We start from the raw sequence: 19,952 nt of genomic DNA on the forward strand, positions 1-19,952 counted from the left end.
ACCAGCCTGTGCGGGCAAGGCCGCAGCTCAGGCGGTGGGCCGAGGGGCGCGCAGGTGGGCCCGCTTCGCCAGTTCCTCCTCATCGACCAGTTCGAGCATGGGCTTGCCCGGCGCGCACATCATGGTCACCACGAACTCGGTCCGCCCATCCGTCAGCGCGTTGCCGTCCTGGTAGTGGATCACGTCGCCGCCCGCTTCCCAGAACGTCCCGCCGGCCTCGACGACACGCTCGGGCTCGCCCTCGAGTTCGAATCGGACGGCGCCCTTGATGACGTACCCGAAGGCGGGCCCCGAGTGGCGGTGCGGAGGAGTTCCCGGGTCGCCGGGCTCCCACTCGACGTGAATGGTCATCGCCGATGCACCTTCGGGAACGGTGATCGGCGAAGCGTCCTGCAGCATCTTGGCCGCGGTCATCCAGCCTTTCGACTCTGCGTGCCCGTCGGTCCCGTGCACATGTGCTGTCTGGTTGTCCGACATTGTGTTGCACCTTCCGTAGGTTCCACCATGTCATGAGCGGACACACTGTCCGCCGGGTACGTGATCACGCGTCCGGATCCCATGACCGTTTCCCAGTGATGACCGGGTGGACCGTGGATCTGTGACACGGGTGACCGCCCCCGCGTCTTCGTCTTCGCCCTCGTCGCGGACCCCGCAGGCCTTGGTCCGTCAGTGTCACAACATCGGCCCGAGCATGGTCCTAGGTGTAGTGAGCGGATGACATCACCGTCACGGGCACGAAGGCATCAGCGGGGTCACCGACCCCCCGACGGGAAGAGACCCAGATGAGAGTCGTTGTCGCAGGAGCCACCGGTCTGATCGGTTCCAGGACTGTCGCCAGGCTCCGGGACCATGGTGTGGAGGTCGTGCCCGTGTCACGCGGTGGGGGTGTCGATGTCATCACCGGGGAAGGGCTCGCCGAAGCCATGCGCGGCGCCGAGGTGGTGGTGGATGTCACCGACGCGCCGTCCCGTGGGGAGTCGGCGAGTTTGCAGTTCTTCGGCACAGCGACCACCAACCTTCTGCGGGCCGCCGCCTCGGCAGGTGCCGAGCACTACGTGGCGTTGTCCGTCGTGGGGGCCGACCGTGTGCGCGCCGGCTACTTCCGTGCGAAGGCGCTGCAGGAGGAGCAGGTGCGGCGCTCGCCGGTTCCCCATTCCATCGTGCGTGCCACGCCGTTCTTCGAGTCCGTGGAGGCCATGTCGCGCTCGACCACGCACGCGGACGGTGTGCACGTGACGCCTGTGCTGGTGCGCCCGGTGTCGACGGACTGGGTCGCCGCCTCGGTCGCCCATGTAGCTGTGGGACTACCGCTGTTCGACGTTCTCGAGGTCGCCGGTCCGGAGGAGTACCGTCTCGACGACCTCACCGCGAAGCTGCTCGCCGCACGCGGTGATCTGCGTGAGGTGGTCACCGACACACACGCCCCGTTCTTCGGCGCGGTGCTCGGGGAGCGCACACTGCTCCCCAGGACGGACGCGCACCTGGCCCACGAAACCGTCGCCCGGTGGCTCGCGCGGCGATGACTCCTCCCGGTGATGCCCGCCATCACCACGCACACCTCCTGCCGGCCGCGGGCCCCGACGGCTCACCCGTGCCCGCGGCCGGCACCCTCCCCTCCCCACACCGTGCCAGGAAGGCCGCCATGAGTGATCCCGCCCAGCCCGCTGAGTCCTCCCCGACGAGTGAGCTCGACCAGCTGCCCGACCGTGACACCGAGGAGACCGCCGAATGGCAGGCCTCACTCGACGCCGTCGTGCGGAACGCGGGGCCGGAACGGGCGGTGTACCTGCTGCGACGCGTGCACGAGTACGCGGCCAGGTCCGGGATAACGCTGCCCGGGCTGCTGTCCTCGGACTACATCAACACGATCCCGGCGTCCTCGCAGCCGGCCTTCCAGGGCGACCTCGCCATGGAGTCCAGGATCACCGCCCTGAACCGGTGGAACGCGGCAGCGATGGTGACGCGCGGCTCCCGCCTGGGTCTCGGCGGTCACATCTCCACGTACGCCTCGGCGGCGTGGCTCTACGAGATCGGCTTCAACCACTTCTTCAAAGGCAAGGACGGTGGGGGCACCTCCCGCTCGAGCGGAGCCGACAGTGGGGGAGGATCCGGCGACCAGCTGTACGTACAGGGGCATGCATCGCCAGGCATCTATGCCCGCGTGTTCCTCGAAGGGCGCCTCGGCGAGGAGCAGTTGGACGCGTTCCGCCGTGAGGCCGGCGGCCACGGACTGCCGTCCTACCCCCACCCCCGGCGGCTGCCGTGGCTGTGGGAGTTCCCGACCGTGTCCATGGGGCTCGGCCCGCTCGCCGCCATCTACCAGGCCCGGTTCAACCGCTACCTGCACGCCCGGGGCATCAAGGACACCTCCGGTTCGCGGGTGTGGGCCTTCCTCGGGGACGGGGAGATGGACGAACCCGAGTCGATGGCCGCGCTGGCGCTCGCCGCCCGTGAAGGGCTCGACAACCTCACCTTCGTCGTCAACTGCAACCTGCAGCGCCTGGACGGTCCCGTACGGTCCAACTCCAAGATCGTTCAGGAGCTCGAGACCCGGTTCCGCGGCGCCGGCTGGAACGTGGTGAAGTCCCTCTGGGGCGAGGCCTGGGACCCGGTACTCCGGCAGGACACCACCGGCGATCTCGTCCACCGCCTCGGCGAGGTACCCGACGCCCAGATGCAGACGTACGCCGCCCGCGACGCCGTCTACATCCGCAAGCACTTCTTCACCGGCGACGCGCTCTCCGGTATCGCCGCCGGGCTGAGCGACGCCCAGCTCACCGAGCTGTTCGAGAACTCCCGCGGCGGGCACGAACCTCTCAAGGTCTACGCCGCCTACCGGGCCGCGGTCGAGCACCGGGGAGCGCCGACCGTCGTCCTCGCCCAGACGGTGAAGGGACACACGCTGGGGCCGGACTTCGAGTCACGCAACGCCAACCACCAGATGAAGAAGCTGACCATGGCGCAGTTCCGGCAGATGCGGGACCTGCTCGAACTCCCCATCCCCGACAGCGCGCTGAGCGGCGACCTGGTGCCGTACTGGCACCCCGGTGAGGACTCGCCGGAGGTGCGGTATCTGCGCGACCGGCGTGCCGCTCTGGGAGGCCCCGCCCCGGTACGCCGGGTGGTCGCCAAGCCGCTGCATCAGCCGCCGGCCCGGCCTTTCGAGGCCCTGGAGAAGGGCTTCGGCAATCAGGAGGTGGCCACCACCATGGCTCTGGTCCGCCTGGTCAAGGACCTGATGCGCGACAAGGAGACGGGGCAGCGCTGGGTGCCGATCATTCCCGACGAGGCCCGTACGTTCGGCATGGAGTCCCTCTTCCCGACGGCCGGGATCTACTCACCGGACGGGCAGACCTACGAACCGGTCGACGCCGACCAGCTGCTCCACTACCGGGAAGCCAAGAACGGCCAGCTCATCGACGAAGGCATCACCGAGGCCGGTTCCATGGCCGAGTTCACCGCCGCGGCGACCTCGTACGCCACGCACGGCGAACCCATGATCCCGTTCTACATCTTCTACGCCATGTTCGGGTTCCAGCGGACCGGTGACCAGTTCTGGGCGCTCGCCGACCAGATGGGGCGTGGGTTCGTCATCGGGGCGACAGCCGGCCGTACGACGATGACCGGCGAGGGACTGCAGCACGCCGACGGGCATTCCCACCTGCTGGCGTCCACGAATCCGGCCGCTGTGAGCTACGACCCGGCCTTCGCGTACGAGATCGCGGTGATCGTCAGGGAAGGGCTGCGCCGGATGTACGGCGACCGGCCCGAGGACGTCTTCTATTACCTGACGGTCTACAACGAACCCAAGCAGCAGCCGGCCATGCCCGCCGCACCCTCGGTCGAGGAAGGGATCCTCCGGGGCCTGTACCGGTTCCGGCAGGCCGAGCCGCTCGACGCGGGTCCGCGGATCCAGTTGCTGGCCTCCGGAACGGCCATCCACTGGGCGTTGGAGGCCCAGGAGCTCCTGGGGTCCCAATGGGGAGTCCACGCCGACGTCTGGTCGGTGACGTCCTGGACGGAGCTGCGCCGCGACGCGTTGAGTGCCGACAGTGCGCGCTTGCGGGAGGGCGCGGAGCGCGTCCCGTACGTGACGGCGGCGCTGTCGGATGTGCAAGGGCCCGTCCTGGCGGTCAGCGACTGGATGCGGCAGGTGCCAGATCAGATCAACCAGTGGGTCGAGCAGGACTACTCGTCGCTGGGCACGGACGGCTTCGGACTCTCGGACACCCGCGATGCCGTGCGCCGCTATTTCCGAGTGGACGCCAAGTCGATCGTTGTCGCCGCCCTGGACCAGTTGGCGCGGGTCGGCGCAGTCCCCTCGGACACGGTCGGCCAGGCGCGCGACCGCTACCGCCGGGAAGAGTGAGCGCCCGCTGAACCCGCGTGCTGTCACCGGGAACGGGTCGAGGACGTTCCGCAGCTCCTGACGCTCCGAGGACAGCAAGGAGTCCTGGGTCACGATCTCGGAGACCGTGACCGGCGGACACCCGCCGGCCCATACGGACGCGGGATCTGCTGGGCCTCTGCCCGCGGGGTCGCCGTGAGCGTTGGTAGCGTCAGCGTGTGCCGTGCCGGCCGGCGCGGTGTACCGCTCGACCGAGAGAGACCTCATGTCCCCGACGATTCGCAGGGCCGTGATCCCCGCCGCCGGACTCGGCTCTCGTCTGCTGCCCCTGACGAAGGCGACACCGAAGGAGATGCTCCCGGTCGGCGACAAGCCGGTCATCGAGCACACCGTGCGCGAGCTGGTGGACTCCGGCATCACCGACATCACCATCGTCGTGTCCGGCGGCAAGAGCCTCATCCAGGACCACTTCCGCCCCAACCCCGCCCTCGTCGAACAACTCCGCGAGGACGGCAAGACGAGCTACGCGGACGCCGTGGAGGAGGTCGCGGAGCTGGCCCGTCAAGGCCACATCACCTACCTGGACCAGTACGGCCCGTACGGCAACGGCACCCCGGTACTGAACGCCGCCCGTGCCTTCGGCAACGAGCCGGTGCTGGTGTTGTGGCCCGACGACGTCTTCGTGGCCGAGGTCCCGCGCGCCCAGCAGCTGATCCGCACGTACGAGCAGACCGGCTGCCCGGTGCTGGCCCTGCTGCCGATGGACCCCACCGACTCCCAGCGCTATGGCGTGCCCATCGTCAAGGAAGACCTCGGGGACGGCCAACTGCGCATCACCGGCCTGGTCGAAAAGCCCGACCCCGCAGCCGCCCCGTCGTCGTACGCGGCCATCGGCGGCTATGTCGTCACGCCCGGCATCATCGACGAACTGCGCGAGCAGACCCGCCGCTGGTACGAGCACAGGACCGGCGAGATCTATCTGACCGACGCCATCAACGCCTACGCCTCCACCCGCGCGGTGTACGGACAGGTCATCAAGGGCCGCTGGTACGACACCGGCAACCCGGCCGACTACCTGGTCGCCCAGATGGCGTTCGCCCTCTCCCACCCGGAGTACGGCCCGCTCCTGCGCGGCCTGGTCGCCGGACTCGACGTCGACCAGCCCGCAGACCACGAGGCGGAAACGGGCACCTGACCTGCCGTTTTCGCTCTGTTCGAAGCGCTCATGGCACCGGGCCGTCCGTCGCCACGGGCGCGTTGTGGCGGGCGCGGACGATCTCGATCACGGTGTCGGTGGTGCGGTTCAGGTAGCTGCGGCCATCGCGCAGCCGGGCGTCCGGGCTGATGTAGCCGGTCGGCCCGAGGTCGGTGGCCAGGTCGAGCCGATGCACGGTGATCTTCCCGGCGCGGTCGGCGCGGTTCCAGCCACTGCGACCTGCTGGCCGCGGCCGCGGCGCGGCCCCGCAGCCTCCAGGGCTACGGTCGGGATGTGCCGGGACACCTCGTGCAGGTCACGTTCGATCTGATGGTGCAACAGCAGCAGCCCGGCCCTGGCGGCGATCGCGCCTGCGCGTCGGCGCGGGATGGTCATGGCAACGGCGAGGTCTCCGGCCCGGCCGCCAGCACCACCACGCTGGCAGCCCCTGCCTGCAGGGCCGCCAGCACCGGTACGTAGGCGATCACCCCACCGTCGACGACTGAAGGCAAAGCGTGGCGATGAGGCCGGTTTCCGACGGTGAGTAACCCTCATGATCCACCTTTTTCATCCACGGTGGCACGTCGTGTTGATTCGCCAACCAGGGCCGGACGGACACCCGATCTGTGACACCGTTGGCAGGCGTCACGCCCCGGCCGACCGTGTACAAGTCCGACGCACCTGTCACAGACGCAGCGCATCGTCTGTCTTGTTGGATATGCACCCTGTTATGTCGAGAGCATCAATTGCTCGAGTGCAGCCGGACGACTATGCGGTCAGCGCGGAGTTCTACGACGTCCTCCAGGCTCACCAGGACGAGATACGCGTCCATCACCTCTACGCTCGCGATGCGGGTGATGCCCGCATCGGGGTGCTGGACATCGGGGCCGGAACCGGACGGGTCACGATGATGAGCCTCATGGAATCCCGGGTCGGCGTTCACGCTGTCGAGCCCGCGCGGGCCATGCGCGCGCCGTTGATGACGCGTCTCGCCGCCCTGCCGACAGAACTGAGGGCACGGGTCACCGTGCATCCTCAGACGCTGGAGGAGGCGCCACTGCGCGGAGTCGCAGACGTGGCAATCTGCCACAACACGATCGCCGGTCTCGCACCCGACGCACGGCATGCTCTCTGGCCGGCTGCCGCCCAGGCACTTGTGCCCGGCGGTTCACTGCTTTTTCAACTCCCGCCCGCTCGCCTTCCGGACAAGGACATCATGCGTGTCTTCCCGAATCAGAGGATCGGTGAGCACGAGTACGGAGGGCATATGGTGATGTCCGCCGACGAGGGCCGAATCCGTACACGCTTCGGCTACTGGGTGCGAGGGTCGGGCGGCGCGCTGCGGGAGCACATCGAAACATTCTGGATGTGGCCGGCCACTCGCGCCGAGATGATCAGTGACCTGGAGGAGCACGGCTTCACCCCGCTGCCCGGGCGGACCGATCCGGTCGTCCTGGCGATGACCCTCAGGCAGTGGTAGGAGCACCCTCCATGTGCGGCGTCGTCGGAGTTGGTTGATGACGTAGCCGGCCGAGTCCTCGGTCTCCGCCGCTCACCCTCCCCTCCGACTGCCCCTCCCCCAGCGACAACGAGTGACACTGTTCGCGGACTGGCGTGTGAGCCGTCCAGGGTTACCGGCACGCACCTTCTGTACCGGTTGTAGCATGGGTGGCCTCTGGGCCGGAAGGGACACCGATGCACGCTGGGGATGACGTCGACTCGATTGAGAAGGCGACGAGGCAGTTCGTCGCAGCGCGTCCGCAGCTCTTCGGAATCGCCTATCGTGTGCTCGGCAGCGCCGTGGAAGCCGAGGACGTCCTCCAGGAAGCATGGGTGCGCTGGCAGAACGCCGACCGCACGGACATCGTCGAGCCCGCAGCCTTCCTGACCACCGTGACCACACGTCTCGCGATCAACACTGCCCAGTCCGCCAGGGTACGGCGGGAGTCGTACGTCGGACCGTGGCTTCCCGAGCCGGTCGAAACCAGCCTGGACCCGCAATTGGGAGCGGAACGGGTCGAGGCGGTCGAGCTGGCGGTTCTCCTCCTCCTGGAGAAGCTGAACCCGGTGGAACGGGCCGCCTACGTCCTGCGAGAAGCGTTCGACTACCCCTACCGGCAGGTCGCCGACATGCTGGAAACAAGTGAGGCCAACACCCGCCAGCTGGTGAGCCGTGCGCGCAAGCACCTGGCCACCGAACGCAGGGAGCGGGTCAGCCGGACTGAGCATCAGCGCCTGCTGGAGGTGTTCCTCACCGCAGCGCGGACAGGCGACCTGAAGGCGCTCGAGGATGTCCTCGCAGCGGACGTCGTGAGCTACTCCGACGGCGGAGGAATGCGTGGTGCATCGAGGATTCCGGTCATCGGACGTCCGCACGTCTCCAAGTACCTTGCCGCCTTCGCGCCGCGATTCTGGCCGCAGTCGGACATCCGCTGGGTCGAGGCCAACGGGCTCCCGTCCGTTCTCGTCCTGTCCGGCGGAAACGCTGTGGCCCTCCTGTCCGTAGATGTGTCGGCGGAAGGGATCGACCGGATCATGTGGGTGATGAACCCGGCCAAGCTGTCGCCCTATGTGGCGTCACTGGACAGCTGAGCACCCCTCGAGCCGGCAAGAACGGCGTGAGACGGGCCGGGTGTCACAAGGACGGTGACTTGTCGGTCAACTAGTCAATCGGAACCCGGGTTTCCTACGACTAGGACCAGAAGGACAGACAACATGGCCATCGTCATGAACGGCGCAGTCAACCCTGCCCTTGGCGTGCATAGCTGTGCCTGGCGAGGGAAAATTCCCGACGAAGCAGGCCTGGCCGTCTCCGCCGCCTTACCCGCTCCGTACGTGCCTGTGGCAACGCTGGAGACACGTGGTGCCTGAGCACATCAATTTGCCCGAACTGTCCACCGACAAGGACTTCGACGGTGAGTCCTTCTCCGCCATCTACACGACGACGGTGACCGTCAGCGGCGGCGTGGCCGGACACGGGCGAGCCTCGGGGAGGGCGCGGTCGGCAGACGGGGTCCTGGACCTCGACCTGCGCATGCCCGCCGAGCTCGGTGGCGACGGCCAAGGAACCAATCCTGAGCAGTTGTTCGCCGCCGGCTTCGCAGCCTGCTTCCACGGAGCCCTGAGCCTGGTGGCGCGGCAAGCGGCACTCGATCCGGCCGTGATCTTCGTGGAGGCGACCGTTGCGTTCGGCCGGGATCCGGGAGACGGAGGCTACTTGCTTCGCATCGATCTGGTGGTCAAGTGGCCGGGTATCTCTCCGGAGGTCGCCGCGCCCCTCATCGAGAAAGCCACCTCGCTGTGCCCCTACGCGAAGATGGCCGGGGAGGGAACGCCGACAACCATCACGCTGGCTCCCCACACAGGCCCTAGCCAGTAGGCCCCCGCAGCTGCCGTGTACCGCCGTCCGGGCGGTACACGGCACTCCTCTGGCGCGCACGCGGTTCCCACCCGGCGGACGCCGACCTACAGGAGCAGCTTCGTTCTCTCAGGACACATGTCACAGCGAGCGCCTGTCACAGGGACATGAGTACCTCTGTCCTGGTGACTCCCCGCCGGCCGCAGGACCATACGCTGCCGAGCTGACCTCGCACCGGCGCCCAGGGGCCTGCTGGCGGAGTTCGTGGGGAAGGGCACCGGCGGTCAGGTGGGAAACCACCGGTCGGCGTCGGCAGCCTCTTCCTTGCGGATGGTGAACACCGCGATGTGCTTCTTCTCCGAACTCTGCAGGGGCAGCCCGGCGATGAGACGGTGGTCGCCGTGGGTGACCAGCGGTTCACCCTGCCCCTGGGAGGCCTCGAAGTACTCGGCATTGATGGACATGTAGTGCGCCCATCGCTCTGGGAGGTCGTCCTCGTAGAAGATCGCCTCCACCGGGCAGACAGGCTCGCATGCGTGGCAGTCGACGCACTCGGAGGGGTTGATGTACAGCGTCCGCTCGCCCTCGTAGATGCAGTCCACGGGGCATTCCGTCACGCAGGCCCTGTCCTTGATGTCGACGCAGGGCTGCGCAATGACGTACGTCACCTTGTCCTCCTTGTCGTCGGCGGGGAGATCGCGGGAAGCCTGGGCAGCGCAGCGCTCCCTGGAAGCCTTCTGGCCGTATGACCGGAGAGCCCGTGATCCTGTGACACCGCCCCGAGCGTCCCGAGGGCCACACGGCCGGCTGTCACAGGAGGCGTGGTCGCGCGGTCTGATGGTTGACTCACAACGTGTTCTCGCAGCATGCGGCATCCGAGATGAGGAACATCGTGTCACCTGTGAATACTTTCGTGATCGTCGGAGGCGGCCTGGCCGCGGGCAAGGCAGCGGAGGCGCTGCGGAAGCACGGCCACCTCGGCCCGCTCGTCGTCATCGGCGACGAGCGGGAGCGGCCCTACATCCGGCCGCCGCTCTCCAAGGGCTATCTGCTGGGCAAGGAGGAGCGCGATTCGATCTTCGTGCACCCCGATGACTGGTACACGAAGCACGGAGTCGACCTGCTCCTGGGCACAAGCGTGAAGGCTGTCGACGTGCAGGCCAGGGAGGTGGAACTGGACGACGGCCGTCGTGTGCCCTATGCCAAGCTGCTGCTGGCCACCGGCTCGTCTCCGCGCCGCCTGTCGGTGCCGGGAGCGGATCTCGACAACGTCCTGTATCTGCGGCGAGTGGGCGACAGCGAACGACTCAAGGCCGCCTTCACCAAGGGGGCGAGGATCGTGGTGATCGGCGACGGATGGATCGGTCTCGAGACCGCCGCTGCCGCGCGGATGGGCGGGGCGGAGGTGACGGTGCTCGGGCACTCGGAGTTGCCTCTGCTGAAGGTGCTCGGGCGGGAAGCGGCCGAAGTGTTCGCCGGCCTCCACAAGGATCACGGCGTCCGTCTGCGCCCCCGTGTGGAGGTCGAGCGCATCACGGGAACGCAGGGGCGCGTGGACGGAGTGCTGCTCGCCGACGGCACCCACCTTGTTGCGGACACCGTGGTCGTGGGCGTCGGCATCACACCCAACGTCCAACTCGCGCAGCAGGCGGGCCTGGACGTGCGGAACGGCATCGTCACCGACGAACATCTACGGACCTCGGTGGCCGACATTTATGCGGCAGGCGACGTCGCCAACGCCTACCATCCCTTCCTCGGCCACCATGTCCGCGTCGAGCACTGGGCCAACGCGCTGCACCAGCCGAACACGGCCGCGCTGAGCATGCTCGGCAAGGACGCCGTGTACGACAGGCTGCCGTACTTCTACACGGACCAGTACGACCTCGGCATGGAGTACACGGGTTACACGGAGCCGGGCGGCTACGACCGAGTCGTCTTCCGCGGCAACCCGGCCGAACGGCGATTCATCGCCTTCTGGATGTCGGGAAACCGTGTGATCGCGGGGATGAACGTCAACGTGTGGGACGTCATCGATCCGATCCGTTCCCTGGTCCAGTCCCGGACCGATGTGGACGACGCCCTCCTCGCCGATCCCGGTGTCGCCCTGGACAGCCTGCTGCCCTGACACTTCGACCCGTTGTCACAAACAACGGGAGCGGCCGGTCGTACTCAGTGACGACCCAAGCGATCGGAGCAATCGTGGCTATCACCGAACGACGTCTCTCCACCATGGTGCTGGTGATCGGTACGGGCGGGGCGGGCCTGCGGGCGGCGATCGAGCTGGCCGAGGCCGGTATGGACGTCCTCGCCGTCGGCAAGCGCCCCAAGGAGGACGCCCACACGGCCCTGGCCGCCGGGGGCATCAACGCGGCCCTGTCCACCATGGACCCCGAGGACAGCTGGCAGCAGCACGCCGCGGACACTCTCAAGGAGAGTTACCTGCTCGCCGATCCTCGTACCGCCGAGATCGTCACCCAGGGCGCCGCCCTGGGTATCGACGATCTGGAGCGCTACGGCATGGCCTTCGCCAGGGAGGAGGACGGCCGTATCTCCCAGCGTTTCTTCGGTGCGCACAAGTACCGGCGCACCGCCTTCGCCGGTGACTACACCGGTCTGGAGATCCAGCGCACGCTCATCAGGCGGGCGAGCCAGCTGAAGATCCCCATGCTTGACAGCGTCTACATCACCCGGCTCCTGGTGCACGACGGTGCCGTGTTCGGGGCCTACGGCTTCGACCTCACGGATGGACAGCGCTACGTCATCCACGCCGACGCCGTCATTCTCGCGGCGGGCGGTCATACCCGTATCTGGCGGCGCACGTCCTCACGGCGCGACGAGAACACCGGCGACTCGTTCCGGCTGGCCGTGGAGGCCGGAGCACGTCTGCGCGACCCGGAGCTGGTCCAGTTCCACCCCTCGGGGATCATCGAGCCGGAGAACGCGGCCGGCACCCTCGTCAGCGAGGCCGCGCGGGGTGAGGGCGGCATCCTGCGCAACGCCCTCGGCGAGCGGTTCATGAACCGCTACGACCCCGAGCGTATGGAGCTCTCCACCCGCGACCGCGTGGCCCTCGCCTCCTATACGGAGATCAAGGAAGGACGCGGCACGCCCAAGGGCGGGGTGTGGCTCGACGTCTCCCATCTGCCCCGGCAGACGATCATGAACCGGCTGCCCCGGGTCTACCAGACGCTTCTGGACCTGCAGATGCTGGACATCACCCGTGAACCGATCGAGATCGCGCCCACGGCGCACTACTCGATGGGCGGGGTCTGGGTCAGGCACGAGGACCACAGCACCGACGTACGTGGTCTGTACGCCATCGGCGAGGCGGCGAGCGGCCTGCACGGCGCCAATCGTCTCGGTGGCAACAGCCTCATCGAGCTGCTGGTCTTCGGCCGCATCACGGGACAGGCGGCTGCCGCCTACTCCCAGGGACTGACCGCGCAGCCGCGCTCGGCGACAGCGGTGGCCGAGGCCCGGGCCGAGATCGACGAGCTGCTCACGGCGGACGGACCGGAGAACGTCCGTGCCTTGCAGCGCGCCATCCGCAACACCATGACCGAGCACGCGGGCGTCGTACGCGACGAAGAGGGGCTGCGCGCCGGGCTGGCGGAGCTCGGTGTGATCGAGAAGCGGATGGAGGACGTCGGCGTCCATCCCGACATCGCCGGCTTCCAGGATCTCGCGCACGCCTTCGACCTCAAGTCCGCCGCCCTGGCTGCCCGGGCCACCCTCGAGGCGGCGCTCGAACGCCGAGAGACCCGCGGCTGTCACAACCGCAGCGACTACCCGGACATGGATGCCGCACTACGGGTCAACCTCGTGTGGTCCCCGACGACCGGAATCACCCACGAGAGCATCGCCCCCATCCCGGACGAGATCGCCGCCCTTATGGAAGAGGTACCGACCGAAGGGAAGCTCGTGGAGTAACCCGCCGAATTCGAGTTTCGGCACGACCGCCAACAGGCAATCCGTGTGCGCTTGCACCCACCGATGTGCAGCCGCCCAGGCACACATGCGGAAATCGACACCTGCCCGCCTTGTCGAGGGAATTTCAGACTCCATCCGGGTTCCGTGTCACAAATGCAGTCACCGGCCTGTCTTTCCTAGTGAAGAAAGAATTGACCGGTGCAGCCGAGCAGTTCTTCCCACAGCGCCCGCTGCACATGGGAAAACTCCGAGAGGATTCACATCATGAAGGTCGTAGTCATCGGCGGAACCGGGCTCATCGGCTCAAAGCTGGTTGCCAAGCTCAACGAGCACGGCCACGAGGCCGTACCGGCCGCGCCCAACACCGGCGTCAACACACTGACGGGTGAGGGTCTGGCCGAGGTTCTGCAGGGTGCCTCCGTCGTGGTCGACGTCTCGAACTCCCCCTCGTTCGCGGACGATGCCGTCATGGAGTTCTTCCGGACGTCGACCACCAACCTCCTCAAGGCGGAGGCGAACGCCGGCGTGACCCACCACGTGGCGCTCTCCGTGGTCGGCACCGAGCGGCTCCAGGGGAGCGGGTACTTCCGTGCCAAGCAGGCGCAGGAAGAGCTGATCAAGGCGTCCGGGATCCCCTACTCCATCGTTCACGCCACCCAGTTCTTCGAGTTCGCGAAGGGGATCGCCGACGGAGCCACCGACGGCGACACCGTGCGTCTGCCCGCCGCGAAGATCCAGCCCATCGTCTCCGACGACGTGGCCGCGGCCGTTGGCCGCACCGCGGTCGGCGCCCCGGTCAACGGTGTGGTGGAGGTCGCGGGCCCCGAAGCGTTCCCGCTCGACGAGTTCGTCCGCAACGGACTCGCCGCCAAGAACGACCCCCGCAAGGTCGTCACTGACCCGCACGCCACGTACTCGGGTGCCGAGTTGCAGGAGACCACGCTCCTGCCGGGCCCGGACGCACGCCTCGCCGAGACCAAGTTCGCCGACTGGCTCGCGCAGCAGAAGTAAGCCTTCGGATGAGGGTGGCCCCTGCTTCCAGGGGCCACCCCGTCTCCGGCCGGTCCTCACTGCACCGCATTTCGCAGCCCGCCTGCTGCGTGCAGCAGAGACCTGTTCGTCGAGCCGTGCCGGAATCAACGCAACCCAACCTCCACAGCACGAAGGAAGCGGCTCGTCATGCTCAAGAACCGCAGTCAGAACACTCTCTCCGACGTCGGCCCGTATGAAGCACTGACCGGTGTCTACACCATTGACCCGATCCACAGCATGATCGGTTTCTCCGTCCGGCACGCCATGATTTCGAATGTGCGGGGAAAGTTCGACTCCTTCGAAGGGCTCCTCAAACTCGATGGGGCACAGCCCACCCGGTCCGAGGCCCACGTGAGCGTCCAGACCCAGAGCCTGGACACGGGTATCCGGGATCGGGACGCGCACCTTACGGGTCCGGAGTTCTTCGACTCCGCGACATTTCCCCTGATGACCTTCCGTTCCACGGGAATCGTTCCCGTCGGTGACGATGCGTTCCGCCTGGACGGAAACCTCAAGATCAAGGATGTCGAACTCCCCCTCGACATCGATCTCAGCTTCGGTGGGGCCGGCCAGGACGCCTACGGGCAGCACCGGGTCGGTTTCGAGGGCACGGCCACCCTGAAGCGGTCCGACTGGGGGCTCACCTGGAACGCGGCGCTGGAAACAGGGGGCGTTCTCATCAGCGACAAGGTGACGCTGATACTCGACATCTCGGCAGTGCAGCAGGGGCCGGAGGCCGCTGCCTGACTACACGACACCTACGACGCCCGTTACCCATCAGAAACCCGGTCACGGGGGTCTGGTGTGCCGGCCGTACCGGGCCCCCGCCGACGGAGGACACATGACGACCCTGGCAGCCGAGAACCGACCCACCATCCCCGCCACCGTAGTCTCCCTCACAGCCGAAGCCATCGAGCTCGAAACCCGCGTCACCGAGTTGCGCCAAGCGCTCGCAGAACTCAACGAGCAGATGCGTGCCGTGTCCGACCTGCTGCGTCAGAACCGCCGTTCAGCGGCTTTCTCCGGAGCCACCCATCGGTGAGCGGCTCTCAGACAGCCGCAGCCACTGCAAGGAGTGACCGCGCCGGTCAGCGTAGACGGAGAGCGGATGTCCGCCGGCGCCCTGATAGCCGTCGGGTCAGCAAGGCGCCGGCATGGCGTACCTGCTCGGGCGTCATGACCCGCGGCTGCCCGAGGGGCGCCGCGGGTGCGGCTTGCGCTCGGCGTTGAGAGAGTTGGCGAGCTTGGTGACGGCGATCTTGGGCGGGAAGTTCACCAGGAGGTGGACGTGGTTGGTCTCGCCGTCGAACTCCACCAGCTCGCACGCGAAGTCCGCACACACCGACCGCATGCTCTCCTCCATCCGCCTCAGATGAGCATCGGTGAACACCGTGTGCCGGAGCTTGGTCACGAAGGCCACGTGCACGTGCATCACGAAAGCACAGTGCCGACCAGTTCTGATCTTCCGCATCTCACCCATGACCCACGTACATATCGTGACCGTCATGCAGCTTCGGTACGCCTTCAGGGTGTACCCGGACTCCGGCCAACGCACCGCACTGGCCAAGGCGTTCGGGTGCGCCCGCGTCGTGTTCAACGACGCTGTGCGCGCCAGAGAGGACGCCCGCACAGCGGGCCAGGCATTCCCGACGGCCGGCGAGCTGTCCAAAGAGCTGATCACCGAGGCGAAACAGACCGACGCACGGGCCTGGCTGGGCGAAGTCTCCACCGTCGTGCTCCAGCAGTCCCTGCGCGACGCCGAGGCCGCCTACAAGAACTTCTTCGCCTCCCTCAAAGGCGAACGCAAGGGCACGAAGATGGGTGCCCCTCGGTTCAAGTCCCGCAAGGACAACCGGGAGTCGATCCGCTTCACCGCCAATGCCCGCTGGTCGATCACCGACAGCGGGCGGCTGCACCTACCGAAGATCGGCGCGGTGAAGGTGACGTGGTCACGCACCCTGCCCGCGCAGCCCTCCTCGGGCACCGTGATCAAGGACGCTGCCGGACGTACTTCGCCTCCTTCGTCATCGACACCGACCCGGCCGCCGACGCCACCCGCATGCCCGACACCGACCAAAGTGTCGGCATCGACCTGGGCCTCACCCACTTCGCCGTCCTCTCCGACGGCCGTGTGATCGACTCCCCGCGGTTCCTGCGCCGCGCGGACAAGAACCTCAAGAAGGCCCAGCGGGAGCTGTCGCGCAAACAGAAGGAATCCAAAAACCGGGAGAAGGCCCGCCTGAAGGTCGCCCGAGCCCACGCACAGGTGGCCGACGCACGCCGGGAGTTCCACCACCAGCTCTCCACCCAGCTGATCCGCGACAACCAAGCGATCGGTGTGGAGGACCTGGCGGTCAAAGGACTCACTTGGGCCTACCTTCGCCACGCACTCGACATTGATGATTCCAGCTGGCCGGCAGCGCAAAAGGCTCTGTCGGAGAGCGCCAACCCACTGGGGCGAATCGAATCCAAGTGATGCCCCCCGAGGCGGATTGTCTGTGAGGCGGTCGGAACCCTTGTCCGTGCCGCGGTCGTGGCGAGAGGGCGGGGTGGCGACGTCGCGCCACCCCGCCCTCCTCGGCTGCAGGTCGGTCAGCGGACCGTCCGCGCCGCGTCCTGGATGATCTGGGCGACGTCATGAGGCCGGGAGACGCTCACGGCGTGCGATGCCCGGACTTCCACCGTGTGGGCCTTGGCCCGCTCGGCCATGAAGGTCTGGGCCTTCGGGGGGATGTTGAGGTCTTCGGCGGCCACCAGGACCCAGGACGGGATGGCCTTCCAGGCAGGCTCACCGGCACCCTCCTCCAGCGCGGCGCTGGTCACTGGACGTTGAGTGACCGCCATGATGTCGGTGGTGCTCTCCGGGACGTCCGCGGCGAACTGATGGTGGAACTTGTCCTGTTGGATGTACAGATCCGCGCCCTGGGAGCCGTCGGGCTGGGTGATCGGGACCGGGCGCAGGGCTTCGCCCAGCGTGCTGCCGGGGAACTTGCCCGACAGCTCGACCGCGCTCTCCCCCTTCTCAGGGAGGAAGGCGGCGATGTAGACCAGTGCCTTCACGTTGTCGACGCCGTTGGCGGCGTTGCTGATGACCGATCCGCCGTAGGAGTGTCCGGCAAGCACGACGGGCCCGTCGATGTCGGCCAGGAGGTCCTTGAGGTAGGCGGCGTCGCTGCTCAGTCCGCGCAGCGGATTGGCCGCGGCCACCACCGGGTAGCCATCGCGCTTCAGCTTCTTCACGACGCCGTTCCAACTGGTGGAATCGGCGAACGCTCCGTGGACGAGCACCACGGTCGGCTTGCGGCTGTGCGACGACGATCCCTTGCCGGCGCTCGCCGGGGCGACCGACGTGGCGAGGAGAGCAGCGGCGACGCCGACCGTGGCCATGAGGGAGAGCGGCGTGCGGGCACGTCGGTAGAGAGAACGACGGTTCATGAGAGACCTCTCGAGGCAGTTGTTGGCTCAGCCGTGTCCGGATGGATGGATCAGGCAGTGGTTCGAGTTCGAGGCAGTCGGCTGTCGCACACCGAGTGGGGTGGTGGAGTGGGCCGTACGTGAACGGCCCCGCAGCCGTGGCTCAGTTGGAGCGGAGAGCCGTGCGCAGCGTGCGAACGGCCTGCTGTACGGCCGCTGTGGTGGCGTGCGTGGACCGAAGGGGGTTCAGCATCATGAAGTCGTGCAGGGTGCCGTTGTAGCGGATGCTGGTGGTCGGCACGCCGGCCTCCGTCAGCTTGCGGGCGTATGCCTCGCCCTCGTCCCGCAGGACGTCGTTCTCGTCGACGAGAACGAGCGCGGGCGGCAGTCCTGCCAGCTCGGTCAGGTCGGCCCGCAGGGGTGACGCGGTGATCTCGGCCCGCTGGGCGGGGTCCGTGGTGTAGCAGTCCCAGAACCAGGCCATGGCCTTCGCGGTGAGGTAGGGGCCGTCCGCGAACTCCCGGTAGCTGTCGGTGTCCTGAGCAGCGTCCGTGACGGGGTAGTACAGCGACTGGTGCACGAAGGACACGTCACCGCGCTGCTTGGCCATGATGGTCAGCGCCGCGGTCATGTTGCCGCCGACGGAATCGCCGGCCACGGCGATGCGGGAGACGTCCAGGTCTTCCTGGGCGCCCTGTTTCGTAAGCCACTGTGCTGTCGCGTACGCCTGCTCGATGGCAACCGGATACTTTGCCTCCGGGGAACGGTCGTACTCGACAAACACCACAGCGGCGTTCGCTCCGACGGCCAGCTCGCGCACCAGGCGGTCATGGGTACCCGCATTGCCGATGACCCAGCCTCCGCCGTGCACGTAAAGGACGACCGGCAGCGCGCCCTCGGCCTCGACGGGCCTGACTATGCGCACCCGCACGTCGCCGACCTCGGCCGGCACCGTGACCCACTTTTCCCGCACGTCGAGTTTGTCGATGGGCGCCGCCTGGAGATCGTCGAGGACCTTCCGAGCGCCCTCCGGGCCGAGCTCATACAGGAAAGGCGGGTTGGCCGTTGCCTCCGCGAGCGCCTGAGTCGCGGGTTCAAGAATCGGCTTGTTCACGATTGTTCTCCTTCTGTCAGCAGGCCTGTGTGTGGCTCTCATCCTTATGACCGGGCACCTATTGATGGTGTGACATATTTCGATGTTTGATCTTTTTTGCCACGTGTGTCACTTTCGGTGCCGGCTGGTGATTTCCTTGTACTCCCGAGCGGTGGGCTTGCGAATCTGCGTGCCGTCCCCGTAAAAGCCTCGGCTGAGTTTCGTCCGCAGCCGCTGGGCCCTCGTGGGCTCGCCGTTCACACCGGGTTCGCTTCCAGGCAGGGCAAGGGGCGTGTACTGCTCGTGCGCTGTGAGCACGTGCAGTTGTTCCTGGCTGAGCGGTTCGTGCACCTCGACGAACTCACCGTGCGGCAGGCGTTTGATGACGCCCGTCTCGCGGCCGTGCAGTACTTTGTCGCGGTCGCGTCGTTGAAGACCGAGGGCCCGCAGGGAGGCATAGCCGCCCTGGTACGTCACCTGCTCCGATGACGGGTGGAAGCAGAAGGTCAGATACACACCCGTGACGACGAGGACGACGAAGGTGTACAGGCAGATTCCCCCAGCATGAAGGACCAGTGATCAGGGAAGACCTTCCTCATGGTGGCTCGGGCCACGCTGCGGTGACCCAACCGCCCGTCTGCCCAGTCGGAGACCTTTCCCCCTACGTGCTCGCCGTGACTCGGCTGGTCGATCTTTTCCGCCCATCTTTCACCCCTCGTTCCATGGCGGGTACTCGACGCAGTTCTCGCTCGGGAAGACCAGGGTTGGGTCTCGAAAAGGGGTTCACGAACTGCCGTCTCCCATATGACCAGCCAGCCTGTGAAGGTGTTACACATCGCGATGGGTGGGCGCCTCACCGGGTACGGTCGCCGCAGTGCGGCCGGATCGGCCGCTGCCAAACACAATGTTTCTGCCACTGTCGACGCCAAGGGCCATGGCATGGCTTCGGGCCCACGGAAAGGGGCCGCGTGGTCACGCCGGGGTTTCCACCGCGGCCCGGGACTGGCGCGCCAGACGACGCCTCATGGCACGACGTTCGCTCTCCGTGGTGCCGCCCCATATTCCCTCGACGGGGTCAGCCCTGATGGCCCAGTTCAGGCACTGCTCCATAACGGGGCAACGACAGCACACAGCCTTCGCCTGATATGTCTGTATCAGCGACGGACCGCTATTGCTGTTGCCTATGGGGAAGAAAAGGTCAGGGTCTGCGTCTCGGCAGCTCGCCATTTCACGCCAGTCCACGGCTGGACCTCCTCGTTGATGGATGTGGACCACATGCCTGTACCGCGGGAGACCTCCGAGCGTTGCTCGGGCCCGCATGAAACGCAGCACGGTCTCTGTGTGTCAGACCGGGTGGCTTCCGCATATGTGACAGGTGGTGCGAGCGGCCGGCGGGCAGAGTGTCACAAGATCTCCGTCTGTCCGGTCAGAAGTATCAAGCGCACAAGAAAGAGTGGATGCGGTATGGATGATGCCGGTGACGCGGTGCCGCTCGTGGAGCTGCTTGATGAGCGGCGGTATCTGCTGGGTGTCGCGTACTGGATGCTGGGCAGTGGCCGTGAGGCGGAGAGTGTCGTGGCGG

General features: G+C 67.1%; 17 protein-coding genes and 3 pseudogenes. 12 read left to right on the top strand and 8 right to left on the bottom strand.

From position 1 onward, the window contains the following. Nucleotides 1-27 precede the first annotated feature (27 nt). Nucleotides 28-477, bottom strand: a complete 450-nt coding sequence (locus tag ACTWQR_RS49460) for a cupin domain-containing protein (protein ID WP_443233911.1) — start codon at nt 475-477, stop codon at nt 28-30. Nucleotides 478-782: 305 nt separating this feature from the next. Between ACTWQR_RS49460 and ACTWQR_RS49465 the strand changes: the two genes are divergently transcribed. The 3 genes from ACTWQR_RS49465 (at nt 783) to ACTWQR_RS49475 (ending at nt 5,543) form a co-directional block, all read left to right on the top strand. Further along, the gene (locus ACTWQR_RS49465; protein WP_443233912.1) at nt 783-1,523 is read left to right on the top strand and encodes an SDR family oxidoreductase; all 741 of its coding nucleotides are present in this window, start codon (nt 783-785) and stop codon (nt 1,521-1,523) included. A 119-nt stretch (nt 1,524-1,642) separates the two neighbouring features. After that, nucleotides 1,643-4,369 carry a pyruvate dehydrogenase (acetyl-transferring), homodimeric type gene (aceE, locus tag ACTWQR_RS49470; RefSeq protein ID WP_443233913.1) on the top strand — a complete coding sequence of 909 codons (2,727 nt, stop codon included), beginning with the start codon at nt 1,643-1,645 and terminating at the stop codon, nt 4,367-4,369. Between the two features lie 244 nt (nt 4,370-4,613). Beyond that, nucleotides 4,614-5,543, top strand: a complete 930-nt coding sequence (locus ACTWQR_RS49475) for a UTP--glucose-1-phosphate uridylyltransferase (protein WP_443233914.1) — start codon at nt 4,614-4,616, stop codon at nt 5,541-5,543. A 28-nt stretch (nt 5,544-5,571) separates the two neighbouring features. Here the strand turns inward: ACTWQR_RS49475 and ACTWQR_RS49480 are convergent, their stop codons facing one another. Beyond that, nucleotides 5,572-5,739: a hypothetical protein gene (locus tag ACTWQR_RS49480; RefSeq protein ID WP_443233915.1), complete on the bottom strand. Its 168-nt coding sequence runs from the start codon at nt 5,737-5,739 to the stop codon at nt 5,572-5,574. Between the two features lie 558 nt (nt 5,740-6,297). Here ACTWQR_RS49480 and ACTWQR_RS49485 point away from each other — a divergent pair. The 3 genes from ACTWQR_RS49485 to ACTWQR_RS49495 all read left to right on the top strand — a co-directional run bounded on the left by ACTWQR_RS49485 (nt 6,298) and on the right by ACTWQR_RS49495 (nt 8,922). Continuing rightward, the gene (locus ACTWQR_RS49485; protein ID WP_443233916.1) at nt 6,298-7,023 is read left to right on the top strand and encodes a class I SAM-dependent methyltransferase; all 726 of its coding nucleotides are present in this window, start codon (nt 6,298-6,300) and stop codon (nt 7,021-7,023) included. Between the two features lie 215 nt (nt 7,024-7,238). Beyond that, entirely contained in the window at nt 7,239-8,135 is an 897-nt protein-coding gene (locus ACTWQR_RS49490) for an RNA polymerase sigma-70 factor (RefSeq protein WP_443233917.1), read from the top strand. Nucleotides 8,136-8,406: 271 nt separating this feature from the next. Further along, nucleotides 8,407-8,922 carry an Ohr family peroxiredoxin gene (locus tag ACTWQR_RS49495; protein ID WP_443233918.1) on the top strand — a complete coding sequence of 172 codons (516 nt, stop codon included), beginning with the start codon at nt 8,407-8,409 and terminating at the stop codon, nt 8,920-8,922. Nucleotides 8,923-9,185: 263 nt separating this feature from the next. Here the strand turns inward: ACTWQR_RS49495 and fdxA are convergent, their stop codons facing one another. After that, a complete protein-coding gene (gene fdxA / locus ACTWQR_RS49500; protein ID WP_443233919.1) occupies nt 9,186-9,569 on the bottom strand; it encodes a ferredoxin in 384 nt (127 codons plus the stop codon). Nucleotides 9,570-9,781: 212 nt separating this feature from the next. Here fdxA and ACTWQR_RS49505 point away from each other — a divergent pair, with 212 nt between their 5' ends. From ACTWQR_RS49505 to ACTWQR_RS49525, 5 genes are all read left to right on the top strand, one after another. Continuing rightward, nucleotides 9,782-11,026, top strand: coding sequence for an NAD(P)/FAD-dependent oxidoreductase (locus ACTWQR_RS49505; RefSeq protein WP_443233926.1), 1,245 nt, complete (start codon nt 9,782-9,784; stop codon nt 11,024-11,026). Nucleotides 11,027-11,130: 104 nt separating this feature from the next. Beyond that, complete coding sequence (locus ACTWQR_RS49510) at nt 11,131-12,831, top strand: L-aspartate oxidase (RefSeq protein ID WP_443233927.1); 1,701 nt, start codon at nt 11,131-11,133, stop codon at nt 12,829-12,831. A gap of 264 nt (nt 12,832-13,095) precedes the next feature. Then, nucleotides 13,096-13,842 carry an SDR family oxidoreductase gene (locus ACTWQR_RS49515; RefSeq protein ID WP_443233920.1) on the top strand — a complete coding sequence of 249 codons (747 nt, stop codon included), beginning with the start codon at nt 13,096-13,098 and terminating at the stop codon, nt 13,840-13,842. Between the two features lie 168 nt (nt 13,843-14,010). Beyond that, the gene (locus tag ACTWQR_RS49520; RefSeq protein WP_443233921.1) at nt 14,011-14,610 is read left to right on the top strand and encodes a YceI family protein; all 600 of its coding nucleotides are present in this window, start codon (nt 14,011-14,013) and stop codon (nt 14,608-14,610) included. Nucleotides 14,611-14,704: 94 nt separating this feature from the next. Then, nucleotides 14,705-14,905, top strand: a complete 201-nt coding sequence (locus tag ACTWQR_RS49525) for a hypothetical protein (RefSeq protein ID WP_443233922.1) — start codon at nt 14,705-14,707, stop codon at nt 14,903-14,905. A gap of 186 nt (nt 14,906-15,091) precedes the next feature. On the opposite strand, the pseudogene tnpA reads toward ACTWQR_RS49525, so the two are convergent. After that, nucleotides 15,092-15,343 (bottom strand): annotated as a pseudogene (gene tnpA / locus ACTWQR_RS49530) (IS200/IS605 family transposase); the annotation flags it as partial. Nucleotides 15,344-15,368: 25 nt separating this feature from the next. On the opposite strand from tnpA, the pseudogene ACTWQR_RS49535 reads away from it, so the two are divergent. Further along, a pseudogene (locus ACTWQR_RS49535) lies at nt 15,369-16,238 on the top strand (RNA-guided endonuclease InsQ/TnpB family protein); the annotation flags it as partial. Between the two features lie 217 nt (nt 16,239-16,455). On the opposite strand, the gene ACTWQR_RS49540 reads toward ACTWQR_RS49535, so the two are convergent. The 4 genes and pseudogenes from ACTWQR_RS49540 to ACTWQR_RS49555 form a co-directional block, all read right to left on the bottom strand. Further along, on the bottom strand, nt 16,456-17,298 hold the full coding sequence (locus ACTWQR_RS49540) for an alpha/beta fold hydrolase (protein WP_443233923.1): 843 nt from the start codon (nt 17,296-17,298) through the stop codon (nt 16,456-16,458). Between the two features lie 142 nt (nt 17,299-17,440). Then, on the bottom strand, nt 17,441-18,433 hold the full coding sequence (locus ACTWQR_RS49545; protein ID WP_443233924.1) for an alpha/beta hydrolase: 993 nt from the start codon (nt 18,431-18,433) through the stop codon (nt 17,441-17,443). 66 nt (nt 18,434-18,499) lie between these two features. Beyond that, nucleotides 18,500-18,811: pseudogene (locus tag ACTWQR_RS49550) on the bottom strand (ubiquinol-cytochrome c reductase cytochrome b subunit); the annotation flags it as partial. Nucleotides 18,812-19,342: 531 nt separating this feature from the next. Beyond that, a complete protein-coding gene (locus ACTWQR_RS49555) occupies nt 19,343-19,612 on the bottom strand; it encodes a WhiB family transcriptional regulator (RefSeq protein ID WP_443233925.1) in 270 nt (89 codons plus the stop codon). Between the last annotated feature and the right edge of the window lie 340 nt (nt 19,613-19,952).

The organism is Streptomyces sp. 2A115 (assembly GCF_052245575.1).
Classification (GTDB): Bacteria; Actinomycetota; Actinomycetes; order Streptomycetales; family Streptomycetaceae; genus Streptomyces.

Coding starts and splice junctions, on each gene's coding strand:
- ACTWQR_RS49460 (WP_443233911.1), bottom strand. CDS start 477: ATGTCGGACAACCAGACAGCACATGTGCACGGGACCGACGGGCACGCA.
- ACTWQR_RS49465 (WP_443233912.1), top strand. CDS start 783: ATGAGAGTCGTTGTCGCAGGAGCCACCGGTCTGATCGGTTCCAGGACT.
- aceE (WP_443233913.1), top strand. CDS start 1,643: ATGAGTGATCCCGCCCAGCCCGCTGAGTCCTCCCCGACGAGTGAGCTC.
- ACTWQR_RS49475 (WP_443233914.1), top strand. CDS start 4,614: ATGTCCCCGACGATTCGCAGGGCCGTGATCCCCGCCGCCGGACTCGGC.
- ACTWQR_RS49490 (WP_443233917.1), top strand. CDS start 7,239: ATGCACGCTGGGGATGACGTCGACTCGATTGAGAAGGCGACGAGGCAG.
- ACTWQR_RS49505 (WP_443233926.1), top strand. CDS start 9,782: ATGAGGAACATCGTGTCACCTGTGAATACTTTCGTGATCGTCGGAGGC.
- ACTWQR_RS49510 (WP_443233927.1), top strand. CDS start 11,131: ATGGTGCTGGTGATCGGTACGGGCGGGGCGGGCCTGCGGGCGGCGATC.
- ACTWQR_RS49515 (WP_443233920.1), top strand. CDS start 13,096: ATGAAGGTCGTAGTCATCGGCGGAACCGGGCTCATCGGCTCAAAGCTG.
- ACTWQR_RS49520 (WP_443233921.1), top strand. CDS start 14,011: ATGCTCAAGAACCGCAGTCAGAACACTCTCTCCGACGTCGGCCCGTAT.
- ACTWQR_RS49525 (WP_443233922.1), top strand. CDS start 14,705: ATGACGACCCTGGCAGCCGAGAACCGACCCACCATCCCCGCCACCGTA.
- ACTWQR_RS49540 (WP_443233923.1), bottom strand. CDS start 17,298: ATGAACCGTCGTTCTCTCTACCGACGTGCCCGCACGCCGCTCTCCCTC.
- ACTWQR_RS49545 (WP_443233924.1), bottom strand. CDS start 18,433: ATGAGAGCCACACACAGGCCTGCTGACAGAAGGAGAACAATCGTGAAC.